General features: G+C 46.3%; 21 protein-coding genes. 11 read left to right on the top strand and 10 right to left on the bottom strand.

Annotated elements, in window-relative coordinates:
- Positions 1 to 30: 30 nt before the first annotated feature.
- Positions 31 to 1836 carry an aminopeptidase P family protein gene (locus tag IM753_RS08815; RefSeq protein WP_065256396.1) on the bottom strand — a complete coding sequence of 602 codons (1806 nt, stop codon included), beginning with the start codon at positions 1834 to 1836 and terminating at the stop codon, positions 31 to 33.
- A 228-nt stretch (positions 1837 to 2064) separates the two neighbouring features.
- Here IM753_RS08815 and IM753_RS08810 point away from each other — a divergent pair, with 228 nt between their 5' ends.
- Positions 2065 to 3261 carry a sugar transporter gene (locus tag IM753_RS08810; protein WP_065256407.1) on the top strand — a complete coding sequence of 399 codons (1197 nt, stop codon included), beginning with the start codon at positions 2065 to 2067 and terminating at the stop codon, positions 3259 to 3261.
- A 291-nt stretch (positions 3262 to 3552) separates the two neighbouring features.
- Here the strand turns inward: IM753_RS08810 and IM753_RS08805 are convergent, their stop codons facing one another.
- The 3 genes from IM753_RS08805 to IM753_RS08795 form a co-directional block, all read right to left on the bottom strand.
- Complete coding sequence (locus IM753_RS08805; RefSeq protein WP_194109108.1) at positions 3553 to 4539, bottom strand: malate dehydrogenase; 987 nt, start codon at positions 4537 to 4539, stop codon at positions 3553 to 3555.
- Positions 4540 to 4929: 390 nt separating this feature from the next.
- On the bottom strand, positions 4930 to 5394 hold the full coding sequence (locus IM753_RS08800) for a GNAT family N-acetyltransferase (RefSeq protein ID WP_065256394.1): 465 nt from the start codon (positions 5392 to 5394) through the stop codon (positions 4930 to 4932).
- A 76-nt stretch (positions 5395 to 5470) separates the two neighbouring features.
- A complete protein-coding gene (locus IM753_RS08795) occupies positions 5471 to 6127 on the bottom strand; it encodes an NAD(P)-dependent oxidoreductase (RefSeq protein ID WP_065256393.1) in 657 nt (218 codons plus the stop codon).
- A gap of 212 nt (positions 6128 to 6339) precedes the next feature.
- Between IM753_RS08795 and IM753_RS08790 the strand changes: the two genes are divergently transcribed.
- On the top strand, positions 6340 to 6690 hold the full coding sequence (locus tag IM753_RS08790) for a helix-turn-helix domain-containing protein (RefSeq protein ID WP_197035906.1): 351 nt from the start codon (positions 6340 to 6342) through the stop codon (positions 6688 to 6690).
- Positions 6691 to 6736: 46 nt separating this feature from the next.
- Here IM753_RS08790 and IM753_RS08785 read toward each other — a convergent pair whose 3' ends face one another.
- Together IM753_RS08785 and IM753_RS08780 are read right to left on the bottom strand one after the other, a co-directional pair.
- A complete protein-coding gene (locus IM753_RS08785; protein WP_083108397.1) occupies positions 6737 to 8764 on the bottom strand; it encodes a lytic transglycosylase domain-containing protein in 2028 nt (675 codons plus the stop codon).
- 231 nt (positions 8765 to 8995) lie between these two features.
- Entirely contained in the window at positions 8996 to 12757 is a 3762-nt protein-coding gene (locus IM753_RS08780) for an AAA family ATPase (protein WP_065256392.1), read from the bottom strand.
- Between the two features lie 313 nt (positions 12758 to 13070).
- On the opposite strand from IM753_RS08780, the gene IM753_RS08775 reads away from it, so the two are divergent.
- From IM753_RS08775 to IM753_RS08755, 5 genes are read left to right on the top strand one after another with little or no spacing between them, the layout of a single operon-like run.
- On the top strand, positions 13071 to 13907 hold the full coding sequence (locus tag IM753_RS08775) for an ATP-binding protein (RefSeq protein WP_194092559.1): 837 nt from the start codon (positions 13071 to 13073) through the stop codon (positions 13905 to 13907).
- A 3-nt stretch (positions 13908 to 13910) separates the two neighbouring features.
- Entirely contained in the window at positions 13911 to 14270 is a 360-nt protein-coding gene (locus IM753_RS08770) for a hypothetical protein (protein ID WP_065256391.1), read from the top strand.
- A gap of 9 nt (positions 14271 to 14279) precedes the next feature.
- Complete coding sequence (locus IM753_RS08765; RefSeq protein ID WP_194109107.1) at positions 14280 to 14675, top strand: hypothetical protein; 396 nt, start codon at positions 14280 to 14282, stop codon at positions 14673 to 14675.
- A gap of 2 nt (positions 14676 to 14677) precedes the next feature.
- Complete coding sequence (locus IM753_RS08760) at positions 14678 to 15154, top strand: hypothetical protein (RefSeq protein WP_194109106.1); 477 nt, start codon at positions 14678 to 14680, stop codon at positions 15152 to 15154.
- A 3-nt stretch (positions 15155 to 15157) separates the two neighbouring features.
- Positions 15158 to 15802, top strand: a complete 645-nt coding sequence (locus IM753_RS08755; RefSeq protein ID WP_062499453.1) for a DUF805 domain-containing protein — start codon at positions 15158 to 15160, stop codon at positions 15800 to 15802.
- Between the two features lie 144 nt (positions 15803 to 15946).
- Here the strand turns inward: IM753_RS08755 and IM753_RS08750 are convergent, their stop codons facing one another.
- Positions 15947 to 16756 (bottom strand): sulfite exporter TauE/SafE family protein, encoded by an 810-nt coding sequence (locus IM753_RS08750; protein WP_062499451.1) that lies wholly within the window; start codon positions 16754 to 16756, stop codon positions 15947 to 15949.
- A gap of 78 nt (positions 16757 to 16834) precedes the next feature.
- Between IM753_RS08750 and IM753_RS08745 the strand changes: the two genes are divergently transcribed.
- Together IM753_RS08745 and IM753_RS08740 are read left to right on the top strand one after the other, a co-directional pair.
- Positions 16835 to 17677 (top strand): biotin--[acetyl-CoA-carboxylase] ligase, encoded by an 843-nt coding sequence (locus tag IM753_RS08745; RefSeq protein WP_065256388.1) that lies wholly within the window; start codon positions 16835 to 16837, stop codon positions 17675 to 17677.
- A 59-nt stretch (positions 17678 to 17736) separates the two neighbouring features.
- Positions 17737 to 18453 carry a pantothenate kinase gene (locus IM753_RS08740; RefSeq protein WP_065256387.1) on the top strand — a complete coding sequence of 239 codons (717 nt, stop codon included), beginning with the start codon at positions 17737 to 17739 and terminating at the stop codon, positions 18451 to 18453.
- Between the two features lie 38 nt (positions 18454 to 18491).
- Here the strand turns inward: IM753_RS08740 and IM753_RS08735 are convergent, their stop codons facing one another.
- Positions 18492 to 19142, bottom strand: a complete 651-nt coding sequence (locus IM753_RS08735) for an NAD(P)H-binding protein (protein ID WP_065256386.1) — start codon at positions 19140 to 19142, stop codon at positions 18492 to 18494.
- Between the two features lie 190 nt (positions 19143 to 19332).
- Between IM753_RS08735 and IM753_RS08730 the strand changes: the two genes are divergently transcribed.
- Positions 19333 to 19536 carry a hypothetical protein gene (locus IM753_RS08730; protein ID WP_194109105.1) on the top strand — a complete coding sequence of 68 codons (204 nt, stop codon included), beginning with the start codon at positions 19333 to 19335 and terminating at the stop codon, positions 19534 to 19536.
- A gap of 72 nt (positions 19537 to 19608) precedes the next feature.
- On the opposite strand, the gene IM753_RS08725 is transcribed toward IM753_RS08730, so the two are convergent.
- Together IM753_RS08725 and IM753_RS08720 are read right to left on the bottom strand one after the other, a co-directional pair.
- Positions 19609 to 20358, bottom strand: coding sequence for an NADPH-dependent F420 reductase (locus IM753_RS08725; RefSeq protein WP_194109104.1), 750 nt, complete (start codon positions 20356 to 20358; stop codon positions 19609 to 19611).
- 8 nt (positions 20359 to 20366) lie between these two features.
- On the bottom strand, positions 20367 to 21302 hold the full coding sequence (locus IM753_RS08720) for an alpha/beta hydrolase (protein WP_194109103.1): 936 nt from the start codon (positions 21300 to 21302) through the stop codon (positions 20367 to 20369).
- Positions 21303 to 21803: 501 nt separating this feature from the next.
- Here IM753_RS08720 and IM753_RS08715 point away from each other — a divergent pair.
- A complete protein-coding gene (locus IM753_RS08715; protein WP_194109102.1) occupies positions 21804 to 23261 on the top strand; it encodes an anion permease in 1458 nt (485 codons plus the stop codon).
- The last annotated feature ends 111 nt before the right edge of the window (positions 23262 to 23372 follow it).

The following is a 23372-nucleotide window of genomic DNA, read 5'->3' as shown; positions in this document are numbered from 1 at the left end:
TTAAAATTGGTATTTAATGAATAAAACAGTTTACACCGCCTGCGTCCGCTCAACGAGCCACGCTTTTGCCCGACCGTCCACACGTCCGATAAGCTCATCATGGACACGTTTGTGATAGTCGTTGAGCCAGCGTTTTTCTTGTTCGGTCAAAAGATGTGGCAGTATTAGACGGGTGTCAAATGGGCATAAGGTCAAATCTTCAAATTTTAAAAACTCGCCAAACTCGCTCTGGCGTGCCTTGACCGCCACCACCAGATTTTCAAGGCGTATGCCCCATTTGCCTTCACGGTATAGCCCCGGCTCGTTACTGGTTATCATGCCTTCACTCATGATACGCTCAGGTGTAACAGGGGCGGTGCGTGAGATGACCTGCGGGCCTTCGTGGACGTTTAGAAAATAGCCCACACCATGCCCCGTCCCATGCCCATAATCTAGCCCCTGTTGCCACAGTTGGTTACGAGCCAATACGTCTAGTTGCATGGACGGTATGTCTTTGGGGAAATGGGCGGTTGCTAGGGCGATATGAGCCTTTAACACATAGGTAACATCACGCTTTTCATCATCGCTAATTTGCCCCACGCCTGCCATGCGAGTGATGTCGGTCGTGCCGTTTTTGTACTGAGCCCCTGAGTCAATGAGTAGCAAGCCGTCCCCGTCCAAATACGCAAATCGCTCGTCTGTCGCCCGATAATGCACAATCGCCCCATTACCCCGAAATCCTGCAATCGTATCAAAACTTGCCGAAACATGGTTTGGCTGGCGACTTCTGGCACGCTCCAACATCTCATCAATGTCAAGCTCAGACACACGCTCGCCTTGGGCAAGTTTGTCTTCTAGCTCGGCAAAAAACTCACACAACGCCACGCCGTCTTGACGCATGGCCCCGCGGATATGATCAATGTCATTGTCGGATTTTATGGCTTTTAGCACGGTGGTAGGATTGACCGCCTTGATGAGTGTAGCAGTTTTTGGCAAATGGGTCAGCGTACCGACCGCCACTTTGGCAGGGTCAAACAGTAGGCTTGCCACATCACCCAAACGCTCCGCCACGCTGTCATAATGAGCCACGTCAATGCCTGCCACGCTTAGGGCGGACTTGGCGGTATCTGTGAGCTTATCATCATGGACAAATAAAGTTGCCGTGTCTGGCGTGATAAAGAGGTGCGACAAAAACACAGGGTTAAAATTCACGTCCGCCCCACGCAAGTTGGTGAGCCACGCAATGTCATCAAGACTACTGATGAGATGATGAGTCGCCCCCTTTTGGGTCATAACCTCACGCACTTTGGCAAGTTTTTGTTTGGCACTCGTATCCACAAACGTCTCATCATGCACATAAATCGGAGCGTTGGGTAGGCTTGGGCGGTCTTGCCAAATCTGCCCCAAAATGTCAGTATCAATGACAAGCTCCATGCCACGCTCGGCAAAGGCTTGGCTTAGACTGTCAAACTCCGCCACAGACAACACCGCCCCGTCTATCGCCACTTTTGCCCCTTGGGGTAGGTTGTCCGCCAAAAACTTGGCATAAGTGGGATGAGCTTGCTCCATTTTTTGTAGCTGTATGCCTGTGCCGTCAAGCTCAATGGGGGCTTGCACCCAATAACGGCTGTCCGTCCACACCCCTGCAAAATCCTGTGTGATGACCAGCGTGCCAACCGACCCTGTAAAGCCAGACAACCACGCCCGACCTTGCCAATACACAGGCAAATACTCGGACATGTGTGGGTCAGCAGACGGTATGATAAGGGCGGACAGTCCACGCTCGGCAAGCATCGCACGCACAGCAAGCACTCGGGCGTGGCGGACATCGGACGGGGTTTTGTGAAAGTCGGTCATGGTTTTTCCTTGATAATACTATAAACGCCTATTTTACACCCAAGCCATTTTTGATACAACATTTTAGTATTTTATGCCCCACTCTCAACTTTATATAAGCAATTGATTTATCACAGGAAAATTGCAATTTACCCCCACAACTCCAAAAAAATAGTTATCAAACAATCAACAAGTTACCATTTTAAGTTGAGAATGAAATATTTTATGTTAAAATACGCCTTTTTATCCATGACCCACATCCCCCAACACGACTTCTCTGCCCACGCCAACCGCATTCGCACCTTGCGTGTCGTCGCCCTAGCCCTATCCGCCTTTATCTTTAACACCACCGAGTTTATCCCTGTCGCCCTACTCTCTGACATTGGGGCAAGTTTTGGCATGCCTGCTCATGAAGTGGGCGTGATGATGACCGTGTATGCATGGATTGTGGCGTGCCTATCCTTACCCGCCATGCTCCTAACCGCCAAGATAGAACGCAAAAAACTGCTCATGGGCTTATTCATCATCTTTATCATCAGTCACATCATGACCGTACTTGCCAGTAGCTTTGCCGTACTACTCATCGCTCGGGCAGGCGTAGCACTGGCTCATGCGGTGTTTTGGTCTATCACGGCAAGCCTTGTTGTCCGTGTCGCCCCCAAAGGCAAACAAACTACCGCCCTAGGCATGCTCGCCACAGGTTCGGCATTGGCGACTGTGTTGGGATTACCGCTTGGGCGGATATTGGGACAGTATCTGGGCTGGCGGACGACTTTTGGGGCGATTGGGGCGATTGCTTTTATTGCCATGATGGTGCTATGGTACATTTTGCCAAAACTACCCAGTCGCAACGTGGGCGACTTATCGAGCCTGACACTCATCGCCAAAAACAAACCCCTTATCGCTGTTTATCTCATGATCGCCCTAGCCGTCACGGCACATTTTACCGCTTATAGTTATATCGAGCCGTTTGTGTTGCACATCAATGCGTTTAGCCCGACCTACGCCACGGCAGTACTGCTCATCTTTGGCTTGGCAGGGATTGTGGCGAGTGTGCTGTTTGGGCGGTATTATGAGCGTTTTGAGCAGGGATTTTTGTGGCTGGCGATGATTGGCGTGCTTGTCAGTCTCATGCTGATGATGATATTGGCAGGTCATGTCATGCTGTGGACGGCATTGACGGTGCTGTGGGGCGTGAGCATGACCGCCATCAGTCTGGTGCTACAACTTCGCACCCTAAAACTCGCCCCACACGCCACGGACGTCGCCATGAGTCTGTTTTCGGGGATTTATAACATCGGCATCGGTGGCGGGGCGTTGCTTGGTGGCATGGTCATCGCTCATCAAGCCCTAGGACTGACCATGATAGGCTATGTCGGAGCAGGTGTGATGTTGCTGGCGGTATTGGTGCATGGGGCGAGTATCAAAATGACACGTCATGCCTAGGGCGTGCAAAGTATGTCCCCGCAAATCCTTTTTAAATGCCCTATTCTCAACTTCATACAAGCGATTGATTTAAAGGGCAAATTGCCATTTGCCCCTACAACTCCAAAAATAATGATGGGATAATCAATGGTTTGCATTTTAAGTCGAAAGTGACGTTTTAAATGATAAAAATACCCCCACCACAAGGCAGGGGTATATCACTATTACCAATCAATTATATATTTATCAGGCGTTGGGCGAATGTAATTCGCCCCTACATTCCCAATTCAACGCATGATTGACTTTGGCAATTTATAGCAAATGTGCAATCGCATCACGCTCTTCGGTTAGCTCGTTTAGGGTAATGTTGATACGCTCTTGGCTGAACTCATCGATTTCAAGACCTTGAACGATTTTGTATTCACCGTTTTCGGTGGTTACAGGGAAACCAAACATCACGCCTTCTGGGATATCATAAGAGCCGTCAGACGGGATACCCATGGTTACCCACTCGCCATTTGAGCCTAACGCCCAATCTCTCATGTGGTCAATGGCAGCATTGGCAGCAGAGGCGGCCGATGATGAGCCACGAGCTTCGATGATTGCCGCACCACGTTTGCCAACTGTTGGTAGGAATACATTAGCATTCCATTCTTGGTCGTTAATCATGTCTTTGACGCTCTCGCCGTTAATGGTGGCAAAACGGTAGTCAGCGTACATGGTTGGGCTGTGGTTGCCCCATACGGTGAGCTTTTTGATGTCTTTGACGGCTTTGCCAGTCTTTTTGGCGACTTGGGTCAAGGCACGGTTGTGGTCAAGGCGTAGCATGGCGGTGAAGTTCTTGGCAGGTAGGTCTGGGGCAGACTTCATGGCGATGTAAGCGTTGGTGTTGGCAGGGTTGCCGACTACCAAAACTTTCACATCACGGCTTGCCACATCATTTAGGGCTTTGCCTTGCACGGTAAAGATTTTGGCGTTTTCTTGAAGTAGGTCGGCACGCTCCATGCCTGGTCCACGGGGACGAGCACCGACAAGCAAGGCATAATCTGCGTCTTTGAACGCCACATTTGGGTCGTCCGTGCCAATCACGTCATGCAGTAGTGGGAAAGCACAGTCATCAAGTTCCATGATAACGCCTTGTAGGGCTTGTTGGGCTTTTTCGTTAGGGATTTCTAGAAGTTGCAAAATCACAGGTTGGTCTTTGCCAAGCATCTCACCACTGGCAATACGGAACAATAGGCTATAACCAATCTGACCTGCGGCACCAGTTACCGCAACACGAACAGGCTGTTTGCTCATGACTTATCCTTAAAATAAAATTTGAAAATGGAAAAAAATTTTGCTCAATTTTGCCTTTTGAAACCCATTTCAAAAACTGCAAAATCGCCCTAGTGTAGCATATTTTTTGGGGTATTGGCAAAGGTTTTTTGGGGCAAATTACCGCCAATTAGCTTTTGTTAATTTACCATAAAAAACTCGTACATTGACGGGCTTGTGTGGACTAGCGGTATTGACAAGCGATTTCCAAGCCATTTTCACAGGCTTTGGCAAACCATTGTTTGGCTTGTATATTTGCCTTAGGGTTGTCTTAAAAGTTTGGGTTGTTTTAGCCCAGATTGGTGTGGTAGACAATAAAAAAACCACCCAAAACCAACATCAGTCAATTTTGGGCGGTGTGTCAATGCTAACTCAAACCTGCTTTTGCAAACTTAACATCAAATCATGGGCATATTCAGGATAATGCGGATTGGGGTTTTTGTCACAATAAAATTCGGTTGCCACAAAGCCCAAGCGATTGATATAAAAATGCAAATTTCGCACCGCAGAATAAGGCGTTAATAAATGCCATAGCCGAACCGCTTTATGGTGCGATTCTATAAATTGCCAGATTGTCTGCCCCACGCCCTTGCTTTGAATGCCACTTTTGACATACAAAAAATCCAGCTCACCTTTATCGCCATTGATAACGACAATTGCACCGCCAATCATCTCGCCATTTTCCACCGCCATATAAGCAATCGCCCCTTGCTTTTGCATTGAATCATTGATATGACGCTCGGGCAACTCGTCGCCATAGGTGTCTTTAAAGCTAAGTTGCATTTGTTGTTTAAATTGAGATAAACGGGTGTCATCTAAGGGTAAAATAGTTATCATCGCATTGCCTCTATTTAAATTAGAAAAAACACCGCCCAAGCCACGCCCAGACGGTATTTTAAACAGTATCATTAAATCAATTCGCCACCGTAAATCGCTGATGTAAATGGGCTTTTTGCTCAATATCATCGGCAATCGCCACCGCCAAATCCGCCACGCTAATATCGGCAGGTGAGCCGTCCGCATTGGTCAGCACGTCATCTTGTCCGATACGGTAAGTGCCTGTTTTTTCAAAAGAAACAGGGTTGATAGCAAACATCACCGCAGGCGACAAAAACGCCCAGTTAACGTCCGTGCGAGTACGAAGCTCGCCGAGCAGCTCACGCACCACATTCGCCGCAGGATAGACATCGGCAGGAAAATCGGGCGTGTCCACCAGTTGCAGATTTGGGGCGACATTTAGGCTACCTGCACCGCCCACCACCAGCACATAAGGCACATCTGCACGCTTGACGGCAGATAGGATATTGGCATGACCTGTTTGTAAGTCATTGATAATATTAGGGTTTTCCCACCCTGCATTAAAGGCATTGACCACCGCATCAAAGCCTACCAATTTATCAGCAAAATCAGGACTATTCACGTCCACCGCCACCGCTTGCACGTTGTGGGCTTGATAGACCTTATCTGTGTTACGAGCAAAAGCGGTAACACTATGTCCACGCTCGGCAAGCTCTTTAACTACCGCACCGCCGACAAGACCAGTAGCACCGATAACTGCAAATTTTTTCATAAAAACTCCGATTGAATGTTGGGTTGATAAGGTGTATTATAGGCAAGTCATTTATTTTATGTAAGTACTTACACTTTTGTTAGTATGAAAATAATTTGAAAAAAGTTTTTAAGTAATTGATTTTATTACTTTTTTAAAATTAAGTGAATATATGGTGTATTTACACGCCACTAAAACCCAATTTAAAAAAGGCAAACCCATGCAACACCACGATGACGATAGGGGCAAAGTCCTTGCCAAAGCCTGCCCCCAGCCGAGCGATTTTAAACCATCTAACAAGCCGTTGGGGGATTTTGGTGCTGGTTGTGCTACAATCAGGCACAAAACGATTTAGCGAGATACGCCGCGAGATAGAAGGCGTGTCCGAGCGCATGCTGTCTGAAACCCTAAAACAGCTAGAAGCGGACGGTATGCTTGTTCGCAAGTCCTTTGACACCGTTCCGCCCCATGTGGAATATACGCTTACCGACTGGGGCAAACAGGCAAGCGATAAAGTGGCGGATTTGGTGGAGTGGCTAGAAGTCAATTTAAATGATATTTTGGCAAGCCAGCCCAACGCCTAATCCACAAAAAAACCGCCCTATTGGACGGTTTTTTATCTTACACCCATTACCAAGATGGCGATACTGTTCCCATGCGTTGGCTAATTGGGGTATATCTGCCGAGTATCACGCCATAGATGGTGGCGTTTTCCATGACATGCTTGACATACTCACGGGTCTCGCCATAGGGAATGGCTTCGACATACTGGTCAGCACTGATGGTGCCATGCTTGGGTAGCCATTTGCGGGCGGGCGTTGTGCCTGCGTTATAAGCGGCGGTGGCAGGGGCGATTTGCCCATTAAAATCACGGGTCTTATCCGACAGATACCATGTGCCATAGCGGATGTTGGTGTCAGGGTCGCTTGAATTACCACTACCGCCGATTTTACGAGCAATCATCTTGGCGGTGTTTGGCATGATTTGCATAAGACCGCCTGCCCCTACGCCCGAGCGAGCATTGGCAGCAAAACGGCTCTCTTGGCGAGTGATACCATATGCCCATGCAGGGTCAATGCCTGCACTGCCTGCATGGGTCATAAAGCTGTTTTGGTAAGGCATGGGGTGGCTAATCGCTGATGCTCTTAGGGGCGAGTTTTCCATGGCGTGAATGCTACGGCTATAAATTCCCATATCATGAGCTTTTTTGGCGGCAGCAAGCACGAGCTGATGGTCGCCTGCGTTCGTGGTAGTACGCACCGCCCAGTTCCACTCACGCTGAATGTGCTCCATGCTCGCCCCACTCTCCATAAGCTTAAAGGCACGAGCAAAATCAGGGTTTTGCATGATACGAGCAGTATCTCTAGCACTGATGTTTGGCATACCGATACCGCCGATGTCATTGGCGGTCAGGGGCATATTTAGTCTATCACGAGCAAGCAGACCATAATAGTCTAAATTTTTGGTGAGATTTTGGTAAATCTGACGAGCCTGTCCGCCCTTGCCCGTCTGCTCATAGGCACGAGCCAGCCAGTACTGCCAGATGTTCTCGCCTGCCTTGGTCTTACTCATCGCCCCAATGGCGTTAATCACGTCCGTCCATTGTCCAAAATAAATCCCTGCCTGGGCATAATCTTCGGCTTCTTCAAAGTTAAACGGCTCGCCTAGGCTGTTTCTAAACCAATGCACCGCTTCGACATTAAAGCCGTCATCGGTGTTCATGTTCATACGCTTAACGGCAATGCTCCGCCACGCATAGCGACGTGCCATGTCTGAGAGCAGTTTTTGGGGGCGGGCGTTGTCTTGATTAATGTCGTAATTTAGCTGAGTGCTGGCTTCCCAATATGAACGATGAGCCAGTTGGCTGATGGCATAGACATATAGGTATTGATTGGTTTCGCTAAACGGCATGGCGTGAAACCGACTAAAAAAGCCGTTGGGGTTCGAGCGGATACTGGCAAGCGTGCCATAATCGATGGCTAGGTTAAGCTGACGGGCAAGGCTGATGATGTCCGCACTCTTATCAAGGGGCGGGTTGCGTGATGACAGCTGACGGGCGTCGATTCTCATCATGCGAATCAGCCGTTCGTGGCGGTCGGTGCGACTGATGTGGCGGTTATTACCCATTTCTAGGGCGAGCTTGTCGCACAAAGACTGCCTGATTTGGGTGTTTAGCCAGACATTCTCTTTTTGCTCTAAGGCACGGGCGTCATTTGCCCCGTTATAACCTAGGGCGATGGCACATGCTTCGGACGCATCGGCATTGCGGATATTAGGAATGACCGCACGCACGCTGTGATAGTCGCCTTGGCGTGCCTTTTCTTCGGCATAGTCTGCCACGAGTTTTTCGCTGATGACGTGGTTGGGGTACTGCTGAACAAAGCTGTTAATGGTGCTAGGGTCATGATAGGTGATGTCGTTGTTAAGTCGCCAATAGGTCGGGTACATGGCAAACAGCGAGCCTTGCATGCTCTGCTCATACTGATACATGGCATTAGTGTTGGACTTTTGGCGTTCGGCTTCCATGAACTGATAGACACTGCCGTCTTGGCTATAATCTTTGGCATTGGCACATGCCACAAGCGATACGCCCATGACAGATAGGGCAAGGGTGGATAAGGATAAAAAACGTCCAGATGAGCGATGTTTGGTGTGCATGATGAGTTCCATGATTTGGGCGGTAAAAGATGGGTTAGCTTATCAAACTAATTTTGCAACTCATTTAGCGGTTGTATAAAAGTTGTAAAATTGGCGGATATTTTTAATGATAGATAATTAATATTGAAAACAAAAACACAGACAAGCAATGCCAACCATTTTTATTTTAAAAATCCCCAAAATACACACCGAAATAACAAGCACCCCGCACTTATCCAAACACCCTTTTTATCATTCACGGGGTTCTAGATATTTCTCTGCTTCTTCTAAATTGACCGTCACCAGACTAGAAATACCCGCCGTAGGCATGGTAATGCCCTTTAACTCATGTGCCGCTTGCATGGCAAGTTTGTTATGACTGATAAAAATAAACTGCACGCTGTCTGACAACTCATGAATCAGACTCGTAAACCGCCCCACGTTCGCATCATCCAAGGGGGCATCGACTTCATCAAGCACACAAAACGGAGCAGGGTGCTGTTTGAAAATCGCAAAAATCAGACTTAGGGCAGTCAGTGTTTTCTCGCCCCCTGACAGCACGGCAAGGCGTGAGTTTTTTTTGCCTTTGGGCTGTGCCATTAGCACGAGTCCTGCCCGCCATTTGTCCGCCTTGGGCAAGCTCTCATCATCAATGAGTGTTAGGCTTGCCTGCCCACCGCCAAACACTTTGGCAAATAACGCATTCATCTCATCATTGACCGCTTTTAACATGCCCAAAAACAGCTGTTTGGTCTTGTCATCAATGGCACGAATGGCGTCTTGGAGTTTTTTCATACTGTCTGTGATGTCTGCCACCTGCTCATCTAGGGGCGAGACGCGCTCTTCTAACTCGGCAAGCTCTGCCGCCGCCGCCAGATTGACCGCCCCTAGCTTCTCAATGTCCGCCTTAATGTGCTCAATGCGAGAGCTGTTGTCGGCAAATACAGGCGTACTCGCCCGAAAGTCCGCCAACGTGGACGGCAGGTTAAACTGCTCATTCATGCCAAGCATCTGCTCGCCCAAATCCGCCAAACGGCTCTCCCCCACCGCCACATCGGCATGAGCATTGGCAATGCTCGCCTGTGCAGCAGCGAACTTAGCATGGGCATCGGTCAGATTCTCTTGTAGCTTGCCTTGCATGATGACCAGCGTTTTTGCCACCGCTTCATGCTCTTCGCTTTGCACTTTTAGCTCGGCGGTCTCAGCTTTTGCCTGCTTAAAGGCATCTTCTAACACAGGCAGTCGCTCACTCATCGCCACGCTCTGAGCGATAAGCTTCTTGGTCTCAGCATCCGCCTTTGCCACGTTCTCATGGGACAACTCCAACAACCTTGTGGCGTGGGCTTTGTTTTGGGTGAGTGTGGTCTGTTTGAGTGTCAGCTCCTGTCTGTCTTGGGTCATCTGCCTGACCTTGCCTGACAGCTCATCCACGCTTACCGACAGCACATTTAGGGTGTTTTGGGCGACCTGCAATATCGGCAAATGCTCATCTAGTGCCGTCATGCTACGTCCAATCTCATCATCCATGAGCCTAAGCTCGCCATCTAGCTCGGAGAGTTCATCGCTAAGGCTTATCTTTTGGCTGTTAAAATTCTCCCATATCAGCTTATCTTGGCTTATTTGATGTTCTAGTTTGACCAGTTTTGCCTTGCTCTCGTGTAGGCTGTGGGTCAGCTCGCTGTGCTTGGCGTGGCGTTCTTCTTGTGCCACTCTTAGGACATCTAACTCACTCATCATCGCCTTTAACGACCGCTGTTTGTCATCTAGCTCGCTCTCTATCTGCCCCAGTCTCTCTTCTAGCTCATCTAGGCGTTTGGCGTGTTCGGCTCGCTCGCCAAGCATACCCTGACCCTGTCCGCCCTGCCCCAAAGCAGAGACGTGCATGACCCCAAAAGAGCCGATAATCCATCCTGTCTTTGTCAAAATCAGCACGCCTTGGGCAAGCTCATCCGCCCATGCGGTAACAAGCTCGTCAAAGCCCTGCTCATCAAGCGTTTGGGTATCCACATCTAACAGATACACGCCCTGCCACAGTGCCAATGTGGGCGATTTTATCAAGGCAGTGAGCGGAATGAGTTTGTCGCTACTTTGCCTAAAATTGGGTGCGGTATACAGCACCATACTCGGCAAGCGTTCATGGGCAGATAGCCCTGATGTATCGCCTTTGTGCTTGGCTTTTTTGCCGTCTTTTTTCTTATCCTTTTTATCATCATGACTGTGCTTGCCATCGTGCGTGGCTGTTGACAGATGATTGATGAGTGGTAACAAAGAAAAATCACGCCCATCGCCCATCACCCGAGCGTCCAGCCAAAAGCCCAGAAATTTATCCAGCACATCGGCATGTTTTTCGCCATCACGGGTCAGCTTAATGCTGTCTTTTAATGAGTCCAGTTGGGACATGGCGATACCATCCACGCCACTTTTGGTGTCAGCGACCACACCATCAGCCCCACTGTTGTCTGCACTGTCATCATGGGCGGACGGGGCGTGCTTGGGTTTATGTACCAGTTTGTGTAGGGTATCATACTCGCCCATCATGGACGCATGGCGTTTTTCTAGTGCAGACAGCTCATCTTGTAATGCTTTGACTTGCCGACTTTTTTCATCAAACACTTGTCTGCCGTCATCATCAGATAACTCATCAATGGCAAGGTTTAGCGTGGCGATGTTGCTCGTCAGCGTCTTTATCTCGTCCTGTTCTTTGTCGTGGTTTTGCTCTTTGTTTTCATGCTTATTGATGAGTTCTTGGTATTTTTTGGTGACTCGCTCGTGACTCATGAGCAGGCGGTTTTTTTGTGCTGTCGCCAGTTTGTGCGTGTTTTCTAGGTCGCTCTTTTTTTGGGTAAGCTCGCCCACTTGCTGTTTGGCGGTGTTAAACGCCCCTTGGGCTTGGGTCAGCTCCTCTTGTAAGGCGGTCAGCTTTAACGCCCTCTCGGTCACATCAGGGCTGATTTGCCCAAGCTCTTTGTCAATCTCATCAATGCTTTTTTGATTCTCCACAATGCTCGCCTCCGACTGGGCTTTGAGTTCGGTTAGGCGGGCGATTTTGTCTTCACAACTGGCAATCTCTTGGTTTAGGCTATAATAGTTATGCTCTGCCGTCTGCTCTTTCATGCGGGCGTTATGGTAGTTGTCGCGTGCGTCATCTTTGAGCCAGTTTGCCTCGGCAAGTTTGGCTGAGTGGACATCCAGCTCTTTTTTGGCTTTATTGACCGCTTGTTCTAGCTCGTGCAGGATTTGGGCGGATTTGTCTTTGTCTTGTTTTTTGGTTTCTAGGTATTGCCACGCCTCAAAAATGCGTTTTAATAAGTCATTTTTATTCAGCTCAAACAGCTCATCATTTAGGGCTTGGTATTTTTTGGCGGATTCGGCTTGGCGAATGAGTGTTTTGTGCTGTTTTTTCAGCTCGCCTTGTAAGTCATTAAGACGTGCCAGATTGTCCTTGGTTTCATTGAGCTGTTTTTCGGTCTCGGCTCGGCGTGCCTGATAGCGTGACACACCCGCCGCCTCTTCGATGAACTCACGCAGTTGCATGGGGCTAGAATCAACAATCCGCCCTATCATACCCTGCTCAATCACCGCATAACTTCTCGCCCCAAGCCCCGTTCCCAAAAATACATCCACCACATCACGGCGACGTACCTTTTGCCCATTGATATAATAATCAGACTTACCCTCCTTGGTCACTTGACGGCGTAGGGTCAGCTCGTGGTATAGGTTTAGGGCATGGCGAATGCCTGTACTCTCATCTTGGGTATGCTCAAAGGTCAGCTCCACGCTCGCCAAACTCTTGCCCGCTCGCCCCTCCACGCCTGCAAAGATGACATCGCTCATCGCCCCACCCCGAAGCTGTTTGGCAGACGTTTCGCCCAGCACCCAACGTATGGCATCAATCACGTTAGACTTGCCACAGCCGTTTGGCCCGACAATGGCGGTAACGTCGTGCTTAAAGGTAAAAGTCGTGGGATTGGCAAAGGATTTAAAGCCTGATAGTTTTAGGGATTTTAGACGCATGATGATTGGGATTGGGTATGGAAAAGGGGTGTATTTTAGCAAAAATTTATAGATATGAAAAACTTAATTTATTGATTTGGCTTGTTTTAAAAAAATAAAAATCATCAAAAATTCCCCTAGAAAATTTGTGTATATTTGTTATAATATCCAAACCTATTGTATCAGAGTCATCTTATGCCCATAGTTCGCCCAAGCAGTCAGCAGTCAGCAGTCAGCAGTCAGCAGTCAGCAGTCAGCAGTCAGCAGTCAGCAGTCAGCAGTCAGCAGTCAGCAGTTTAGTCTAACAACCCCAAAATTTACTGTCAAGGATTTAATCCTACCAGACAGCACCCTAAACAGCATTCACGACTTTTTATCCTACCAAAAACACGCCGAACACATCTTTAACACATGGGGTCTTGCCACCACACACGCCCACCAACGCCAAATCGCCATTAACCTATACGGCTTACCTGGTACAGGTAAAACCATGGCATCACACGCCATTGCTCATGAACTTGGCAAACCACTCATCGCCGTCAATTATGCCGAGATAGAATCAAAATACGTTGGCGAAACTTCCAAAAACATCACAGCCCTTTTTAACACCGCCAAAGAGCAAAATGCGATTATCTTTTTTGATGAAGCAGACGCTATTTTAAGTCGCCGTGTTACCAATATGTCGCACGCCACCGATGTGAGTGTCAATCAAACCCGCTCGGTACTGCTGACACTCATGAACGACCACGAAGGCTTGATTATTTTTACCACCAATTTTATTGAAAATTATGACCCTGCTTTTATGCGAAGAATCCTATCGCATATTCTTTTTGAATTACCTGACTTAGGCAATCGCCAAAAATTGTGGCAAAAATACATCCCCACCGCCCTACCCCTAGCCCCTGATGTCAATTTTGAGATTTTGGCAGAACACTCAGACGGGCTGTCTGGCAGTGATATTAGCAACTGCGTGTTAAAGTCAGCTCTGTCTGCTTCACGAAGTGGCGATAATTCTGTCTCTCTTTCTCATTTTACAAAAGCAATTGATGAGATTAAGACAAGTCAAAAGGCAAACCAATTTTCACAAATAACAACCAAGCAAGTTAGTGAAGAATATGTAAAAACCCAACTTGGCGAAAAAACATTTAATCAAGTTAAAAATAAGGAATGATATATGATTGATCCAGTAAGCCTACTACTTTGGATGGCTGCAGGTGCGGCTGTTGGTGCGGCTGTGGTTATTTTTTGGGAAGAAATTAGAAATTTTTTCATTGAAAGCTTTCAAAGACTTCCTGTAGAAGTACAACAGAATTTGCAAGGTGTTGTTTCTTTGGCAAAAGCCGTGGACAGAGCTATTATTAAAACTTTTAAATATTACTCGTACGATCAAGTAACCCAATCATGGAGTGAAACAGTCGAAACAAAGCGTATTAATGACAGCGAAGTTCCTGAGCACATCCGAAATAGATTAAAGTCCGGCAATACAGTAGATATTACCGATGAAGTCGCTAAAGAGTTACAATTACACCTTTAAGGAGTTACAATGCTTAAGAAAGTTATGGCGGTTATGACCACACCTATCGCACTAGGTGCCATTCAAGAGATATTTTTTAAGGAAAAAGAACCCGTCTCAATAGAATATATATTGGACAATATCTCTCCTGATATAGACAAAGAAATCATAGACACCGTTAGCAAAAAAGAATTAAATCCGATTGGCGGAGAGATTATTATTTATATTGATAATCACACAAAAGATGTTATTATTGAGTGGGATTTTTACTTTAAAGACAGGCAAGGAGAATCTGATCAAATGACAAAAATAAGTAGCAAAAAAATGGTAAGGCAAGAATACATTACTAGAGACGATTACCTATCTTTAAAAAATAAACCTTTAAATTTTCCGATAACCAGTCCTGACATCAAGCATGGAAATTAAAAATGAATCTTACAGAAAATCAAATCAACGAGATAACATCTCTCATAAAAGAAAATGAAGTTATTTATGAGAGACGTCAATATTTTCAAAAGTATTGCTTAAATACCTTAGGCATCGGCATTCCCATATATAATTTTTATGACTATGATGAATTAATACATTACAGACAAGTTGAGAATGACTCTACTATCTACAAAAAGATAGTAGGGGATAGACAAAAATTTGAATTATATTATGAAGACATACACCAAGAAATATATAATAATAAAAAAATAATAAACACTGTTAAAAATGATATTTTATTCTATATAAAAAGCAAATCTATTATATCTGTAGATCAAATCAAAAAATCAAATTTTGATTTTTTAACAAATTTTTATGTTGAATTTTTTTTAGAAGAACTCCACAAGATGGAAAAGCTAGATAAAATCAATATTAGTAATGATCAAGTGGTATATAAAATAAAACCTAAGGATTGAAATATGAAAAACATAAACAAGAATGATTTAAAATTTTTACCTCAGTTTGATTACAACCCATATTCTTATAACAATGAAAAAACCACACCAAAAGACCCTATGGGTATAGAAAATGCTTTAAGTCAGCAAATAAAAAGAACGCAATCTAATGAGCTTTCTCACGAAGAAGATTATGTTGATACAGACAATAGAATTGGTCGTCTAAGATATTTGAGAAGCCTATTGGCTAATCAGCTAATATTTCTTTTGACAGCTTTTTTTATCATCATTGCCATACTATCAGAAAGCTCCATTTATGATTCTGCAAGTGGATATCTAATTCTTTCAGCCATCTACCCATGCTGGAGAATATTATGGCAAACAAGAAAAAGGTTGCACGATATCAACCTAACAGGCTGGCATACTTTATGGGTACTAGTTCCTTATCTTAATTTTTTATTCATAGTATACTTAATCTTTAAATCTGGCGATGAAAATAAAAATGATTATGGATTGCCATCCAAGCCAAATCCAGAATTAGATTTAACTATAATTATATGCATTATTGGTGCATGTATATTTTCTTGGTCTGTGTTAAATGAGTATATAAGACCCTATTCTGACGATTATGAATATTACGACTCCTATTACTCAGATCCTGCCTACTAAAATACAACCAAAGAACTTTAAAGCTGTCATAATTATGATATATGAGGGCATGCTAAGTACTTTCTTTAATATTGTCGTTTTTTATAGGCGTGCACAGCACGCCCCTACATACTTATGACAAATATCAAGCTCAATAGGCACATTCTACCCCACTACCCCACTCCACACCAATTGACAACCCACCACAATCAATAGACACGCAAAGGCTTTTTTGAGCGTCCCTGCTGGCAGTTTATGGGCGATTTTTGCCCCAAGTTTGGCAGTGATAAAGCTCGCCACACTAATGGCGACAAACGCAGGCAAATGTACAAAGCCAAGCAGTCCTGCCACAGGCTCACTCATGTTTGCCACATGACTTCGTCCAAATACCATAAAGCCCAACGCCCCTGCAATGGCAATAGGCAGACCGCACGCTGCCGAAGTTCCGACCGCTTGTTTCATGGGCAGACCTGCGTGGGTCAGATACGGCACATTTAGGCTACCACCGCCAATCCCAAAAATCGCCGAAGCCATACCAATCACGCCGCCTGCCACGCTTTGGCTCATCGGCTTGGGCAAGGGCTTGATGTTCTCGTCCGCCTTTTTCATAAACATCTGTATGGACATGGCAATGGCAAACACACCAATCAATACTTGCAAATAATCCCCCTTAATAAGCGTCGCCACCCACGCCCCAAACAGCGAACCGACCACCAAGCCATAAGTCAAATTTTTGAACACATCCCAACGCACACCGCCTTTTTTGTTGTGAGCGGTCAGCGAGCTGATAGACGTGATGATGATAGTCGCCAACGCCGTCCCCACCGACACATGGGGGATAAACTCGCTCGGAAAGCCATACGCCCCCAAAATCCACACCAGTGCTGGCACGATGATAAGACCACCGCCCACGCCAAACAGCCCTGCACACACGCCCGCAAACGCTCCTGCGACCACAAACCACAGATACATCATGTTACATACTCTCACATTTACCAAATTTATGGTATTATAGCTTATTTTTATTCATTTGAAACGACCAAAAACCGCCCCATGCCAAATTTTTTGACCGCCACGCCCCACACTCATTTTGACACGACAGACAGCAGTAACACCCAGCTAATCCACGCCATTTCAGACGGCACGCACCCCCACACCGCCCCCCACCTATACACGGCAAGCCACCAAACGGCAGGGCGTGGACAGCATGGGCGGACATGGGTGAGCGGTGCGGACAATGTGTTTTTGTCTTTATATGTTCCAATTGGGCAGGGGCAATTTGAACTACATCAATTATCGGGCTTATTGTCATTGGCGGTTGGATTTGAATTATCTCATTTAGATATTATCCAAAACATCAATCAAACTCGTAAAACCAAAAACTTACCCCCCATTGGCGTAAAATGGGCAAATGACGTGGGCTTTTATGATAACAAAGCAGGATTTTTTAAAAAACTGGCGGGCATTTTAATTGAACCTGTTTTTAAAAAATTGGATAAAAATACGCTTGTGGGTGTGGTAATTGGCGTGGGGCTAAATGTCAATAATTCGCCTATGATAAAAGACGGTCTTTATCAAGCAACGTGTTTAAAAGAATTATCCAATACAAAAACAACCGCCCAAGATTTATATATTCCCATGACAAATTCGATCTTTCAAGCGGTAGAGATTTGCAATCAATGTAAAGAACCCATGTATCTACAAAATTTTATTGATAAATTTAACGCCAATCATCTTTTAACCGACAAACTCATTCATATTTTTATGCAAAATAATATGACAGATATTTATGCCAAAGGCACTTGCATTGGCATTGGCAATCAAGGCGAATTGTTATTAAATGATCATGGCGATATAAAACCGATATTTGCAGGTATGGCAAAAATTGTGAATTAGATTTTATTTGGCATGGTTAATTTATATAAATACCAAAACCCATTTTATTAAGGAAAATCATGAAAAAACTTTGGCTAGATTTGGGCAATACCCGCCTAAAATATTGGATAGTGGATAACGACACGATTATCGCCCATGACGCAAAAGAACATCTAAAAGCCCCCAATGAATTATTGCTTGGACTGCTTGGCACGCTGGCGAGCTTTGAGCCTGAATTTGTGGGGATTTCTAGCGTGCTTGGCGATAAGATTAACACCGCCATAAATAAGACCTTGCAAGGCTTTAACGTGCCGTTTGAATTCGCCAAAGTGAACGCCAACCACCCCCTTTTGACAAGCCATTATGACCCTAATCAGCTTGGCGTAGATAGATGGCTACAAATGCTCGGCGTGGTTGATCGCACCAAAAAACAATGCGTGGTTGGTTGTGGCACTGCCCTAACGATTGATTTGATAGAACATGGCACACATTTAGGCGGATATATCCTGCCCAACGTCTATATGCAACGCCATGCCCTATATGCAGGCACCCAACAAATTGCGGTGAAAGCTGGGCGATTTGATAGCACCGAGCTTGGACGAACAACTTTTGATGCGGTCAATCATGGCGTACTGTTTGGCGTGGTGGGGGCGGTGCGTGCGGTGCGAGCAGACTACCCTGATTTTGAGATTACGCTCACAGGGGGCGGAGCGGACATGATAAATGTGCAGTTTGGGGGCGAGCTTGACATCGAAACAGAGCTACTGCTGGCAGGACTAAGACGGTATTTTGCTTGACACAGGTCGCAACAGAGCACAATCCATCACTTAACCTGCTATTTTGCCAAATCCCAAATCTCCCCCTTATCCACAACCCCCACCTTATCAGCAAACACAGCCTGTCCCATCGCCTTTGCCAACGTATCGGTTGGCATGGGTTTGACGGACATAAGTAGCCCAAATCGGTTTGCCAAGCCCAGCACTTTTTCGCCCAATCGCTCGCCCATGCGGTCGCTGTTTTGCCGTTTTAATAACGGTGGTCGCATGAGTATGAGCTTATCAAAACCAATGGCGGACAATGACTGCTCCATGTCGCCTTTTAACCGATAATAAAACAGCGGACTGTTTGGGTTTGCTCCGTCTGATGAAATGGCAATCATTTGTCCCACGCCATTTTGGTGGGCGATTTTGGCGACATTGACGGTATAATCATGGTCGATTTTGTACTGCTTAGATTTACTGCCTGCTTGCTTTAAGGTCGTGCCAAGACAGCCAAACAGCACGTCTCCACGCACCTTATCCGCCCATGTGTCGGACGTATCAAAATCAACGATATGAACGGTCAGTTTGGGGTGGGTCAGCTCAATCGCTCGCCTAACAAATACCGTAACTTTATCAAATCGCTCATCGGCTAATAACTGCTCGGTCAAGGGCGTGCCTGTCGCCCCTGTCGCTCCGATGATTAGGGCGTGTAGGTGGGTTTTCATGGTGTTGTCCAAATCAAAAGGACATTATAGCACAGATTAAACACCGCCCATTTGATTTGGACGGAATTTACCCATTGCACCTATTTGTCAAAAACAGCTCCGCCACCGCCCACACCGCATTAAAATTATCGGCAAACACGCTGTGAGACGCATTCAGTCAGGCATTTTCGCTGTTGCCTGATTTGTTAAAATGAGCGATTTGGTAACCGTTGTCCCTGCCCATTTTTTAGGACAATGCCCTGATTTGACGGTGCTAGAACCGCCTTTTGCCATTGACGGCCATCAAAAGGTCATGGCATGGCATGCCAAAAGCCATTATGACCCCGTGCAGATGTGGTTTCGGCAGGTGATGAAAGATGTGGCGGGGAAAATTAGGGGATTTCAGGCAGCCTGAAAGCTTAATTTTGCAAAATTTCAATAAAAAACACCGCTTGAAAACTCAAACGGCGTCTCTATCCCAACCAAATTAAACATTCAAAATCCGATTTGCCCGAATCACATTCTCATGCGAAAAGTCGCCCCCTGTTAGTTTGGGTAACTCGCCCACCGCATAGGCACGATTTTGGCGGACGCTGGCAGGCGTTTGGGCGGACTTGGCACGGCTTTGGCGTAATTCATGGGCGATATAATCACAGCAATACCCTGCTGAATTGGGTTGTTGTCGCCACGAACCTGCCAAATCGCCACCGTCAAGCGGTTCAAATCCGCATTGCTCCACCAGCGTCATAACCTGCCCTTTGGCACGCTCATCATTGCCCGCCACCCACATGGCTAGGCGGTCTTTTTTATCGGTACTACCCAAATTGGCAAGCGAATGGGCAAGTAGCATATTAAAGGCCTTGACCACATCTCGCCCCACAATACGGCTAACCCACACACTCTCCGCCATGCCGTTATCAATCTCATCAATCGGTCTATCCCGAAATTCAGGGTAATAATTGGCGGTATCCACCACCACGCAATCAGGCGGTAAATGTTGCCACAGCGATTTTGGCAAATCGGCAATAGCAGGCGTTGGCACCGACAAAATCAGCACATTAGCCCCCACGCCCACCGTGTCCAAATCGCAGGCATTTGCTCCAATTTTGTCGGCAAAATCACGCACGCCGTCCACGCCTTTTGAGTTGGCGACAGAGACATTATACCCCGCCTGAGCAAGTTTTTGGGCGATTGTACCGCCAATTTGCCCGATACCAATGACCGCAATATTCATCATTTCTGCCCTTATTTCACACGCTCGCCAATCCATTCAGCCACGTCATCATTGATTTTTTGTCCGCCTTTTTCAAGCATGAGTAAATGCCCAAAATTAGGATACAGCACCAAACTTTTGTCATTTGATTTGGTTTCATTATAAAAATCAATGGCATCTTGTGGCGAGACAAACACGTCTTTATTACCGCTAATGAGCATCACAGGGGCGGTAAATTGACGACCGTGGTCTTTTAAGTATTCCAGCCCTTCTTTAAAGCTGTTAGGGAAAGAGACTGAGAATTTTTCAAGCATCAATGGGTCGCCACCCACCGACAAACCTTCACCATTAAACGGCAAATTCAACGTGGTCATCGCCACCGCACCACTCACAAAACTGTCTTTTGGCTCTGGGCGTGGCAGGTAGCCAAAATTCATCTGATGATAACGAAGCACGCCTGCCGCCAAAATAAAGCCGTTTACGTCATCAGGGTATTTGGTGCCGTACAGTGCCGAGATGTGTCCGCCCATGCTGTGTCCCAGTACAAAAATGGGCGTGTTTGGGTATTCGGCTTTGGCTTTTTGCACGACCAAACGTAAATCTTCCACCATTTCAAAATAGCTGTTGATATGAATGCTGTCTCGTCCGTCCGATTTGCCGTGTCCACGGTGGTCAAAGCGGTACACGCCAATGCCGTCTGCATTCATTGTTGTGGCAAAATCGCCAAACACGCCCGAATGACTCGCCAAACCATGCGAAATCACGACAATCGCTTTGGGTTTGGTGTTTGGGATGTCTTTTTGCAGGTGCAATTTTAAGTCGTCTTGGGTGCGGATATGGGTAATGACGGATTTGGATTGAACTGCCGTTTTTACAGGCTGTGTTGGTGTTTTGGCGTGAGCGACACCGCTGGCAAAGGGCAAAGTTAAGGCTAATGCTAAGGCAAGGGATTTGATTGATGATTTCATAATAACAACTCTAAAAATGGAAAGTAGCGTTATTATAAAATTTTAAAATTGATAAAAGAATAATGATTTTTGGAAAAGATGTTTTTAAAAATGCAAAAAACATTCATCACAACACAGCATTCCAATACCACCACTTTTCTGCTTTTCTGTTTTACCATCATCAAACCCCAAATAATAAATTTTACTGATATATTCATGAAAAGTTAGCCATAAATTGAGCAATTCTACCACTTTTGTGGTATTTTTATCATTTTATCTGATGAATTTATCAAAACAATCCTTAAATAACCCCACATATTTTGTGGGTTCATACCAACAATTCTGTTATAATCAAATCAAGAAATCATGCTGATAAAAGTTTGATATTTGTTGCATTTTATCAATATTAGATGATGATTTTTTATTTTAAATCCTTAAAATTTATAAGGATATTTTACCCGATAGGGAAATTGGCAAGGTTTTATTTTTACCATAATTTAACGATAATAAAAAGGTGAACGTATGCCATTTAAGCCCATTCCTGCGGTCATTGCCGTGCTTGTTACTCTTATCATTTGGTTTGGTATTCCTGTGCCACAAGGCGTTGAGCCGAACGCATGGCACCTGCTTGCGTTGTTTGTCGGGACGATTGTTGCTATCATTGGCAAAGCGCTGCCCATTGGGGCGATTTCTATCATCGCCATTACCCTTGTTGCTTTGACAGGCGTAACCGCCGACACGCCCAAAGATGCGATGAAAGATGCGTTATCCAGCTTTTCAAGTCCGCTCATCTGGCTTATCGCTGTGGCGGTCATTATCTCACGGGGGCTTGTCAAGACAGGGCTTGGGGCTAGGATTGCGTATAATGTCATCGGCTTTTTTGGCAAAAAGACACTCGGCATTGGCTATTCCTTGGCAATCGCTGAGACCCTGCTTGCCCCCATTACCCCATCCAACACCGCTCGGGGCGGGGCGATTATCTACCCCATTACCCGCTCTATTGCCGAGAGTTTTGGCTCAAAGCCCGATGACGGCACCACCAAAAAAATGGGCGAATATTTATCACTGGTAAATTATCAATCCAACCCAATCACGTCCGCCATGTTCATCACCGCCACCGCCCCAAACCCTTTGGTGGTAGAGCTTGTCGGCAAAGCCACGGGCAACGAGATTCATCTGTCGTGGACAACGTGGGCACTCGCCATGCTCCTACCTGGGCTTGCGTGTATCCTGCTTATGCCCCTTGTCATCTACGTCCTTGCCAAGCCTGAGATTACCCAAACGCCTGATGTCAAAGACTTTACTCGCCAAAAACTTGCCGAGCTTGGCAAACTAAGCCGTGATGAGAAAATCATGCTTGGTGTATTTAGTGGCATGCTTCTGCTATGGGCGAACGTGCCTGCCATGCTGTTTGGTGATGCGTGGGCGGTGGATGCGACAGCGGTGGCGTTTTTGGGCTTGTCGGTGGTGATTTTGACAGGCGTGCTGACGTGGGATGACATTCTAAAAGAAAAGTCGGCTTGGGATACGCTTGTGTGGTTTGGCGTGCTGATTATGATGGCGACCTATCTGAACAAACTTGGGCTCATTGCATGGTTTTCAGGGCAGATTGAGACTGCCATTGGGGACATGGGTCTTGGCTGGGTCGGTGCGGTGGTGATTTTGACCCTTGTGTATCTATATACCCATTACTTTTTTGCCAGTACGACCGCTCACATCACGGCAATGTTTGGGGCATTTTATGGCGTGGGACTGGCTCTTGGGGCTCCGCCCATGCTCTACGCCTTGATTTTGGCGGCGTCAAGCAGTCTGATGATGACGCTCACGCACTACGCCACAGGCACAGCCCCTGTCATCTTTGGAGCAGGCTATGTCTCGCTGGGGCAATGGTGGAAAGTCGGGGCGGTCATGAGCGTGGTCAATCTTGTGGTATGGATTGGCGTGGGGCTTGTGTGGTGGAGGGTGCTTGGGTATTATTGATGGGCATCATGAATTAAGATTTGCAACATGATGGTGTAAGACATCTTGATAAACCCTTGATAAACCTTGACAAATCCTTGATTGGACAATACCAAAAAATAAGGGCAAATC

The organism is Moraxella sp. K127, assembly GCF_015223095.1.
In the GTDB taxonomy this organism is placed as follows: Bacteria; Pseudomonadota; Gammaproteobacteria; order Pseudomonadales; family Moraxellaceae; genus Moraxella.
The sequence above is the reverse complement of the archived record's forward strand: the minus strand, read 5'-3'. Positions and strand labels throughout refer to the sequence as shown.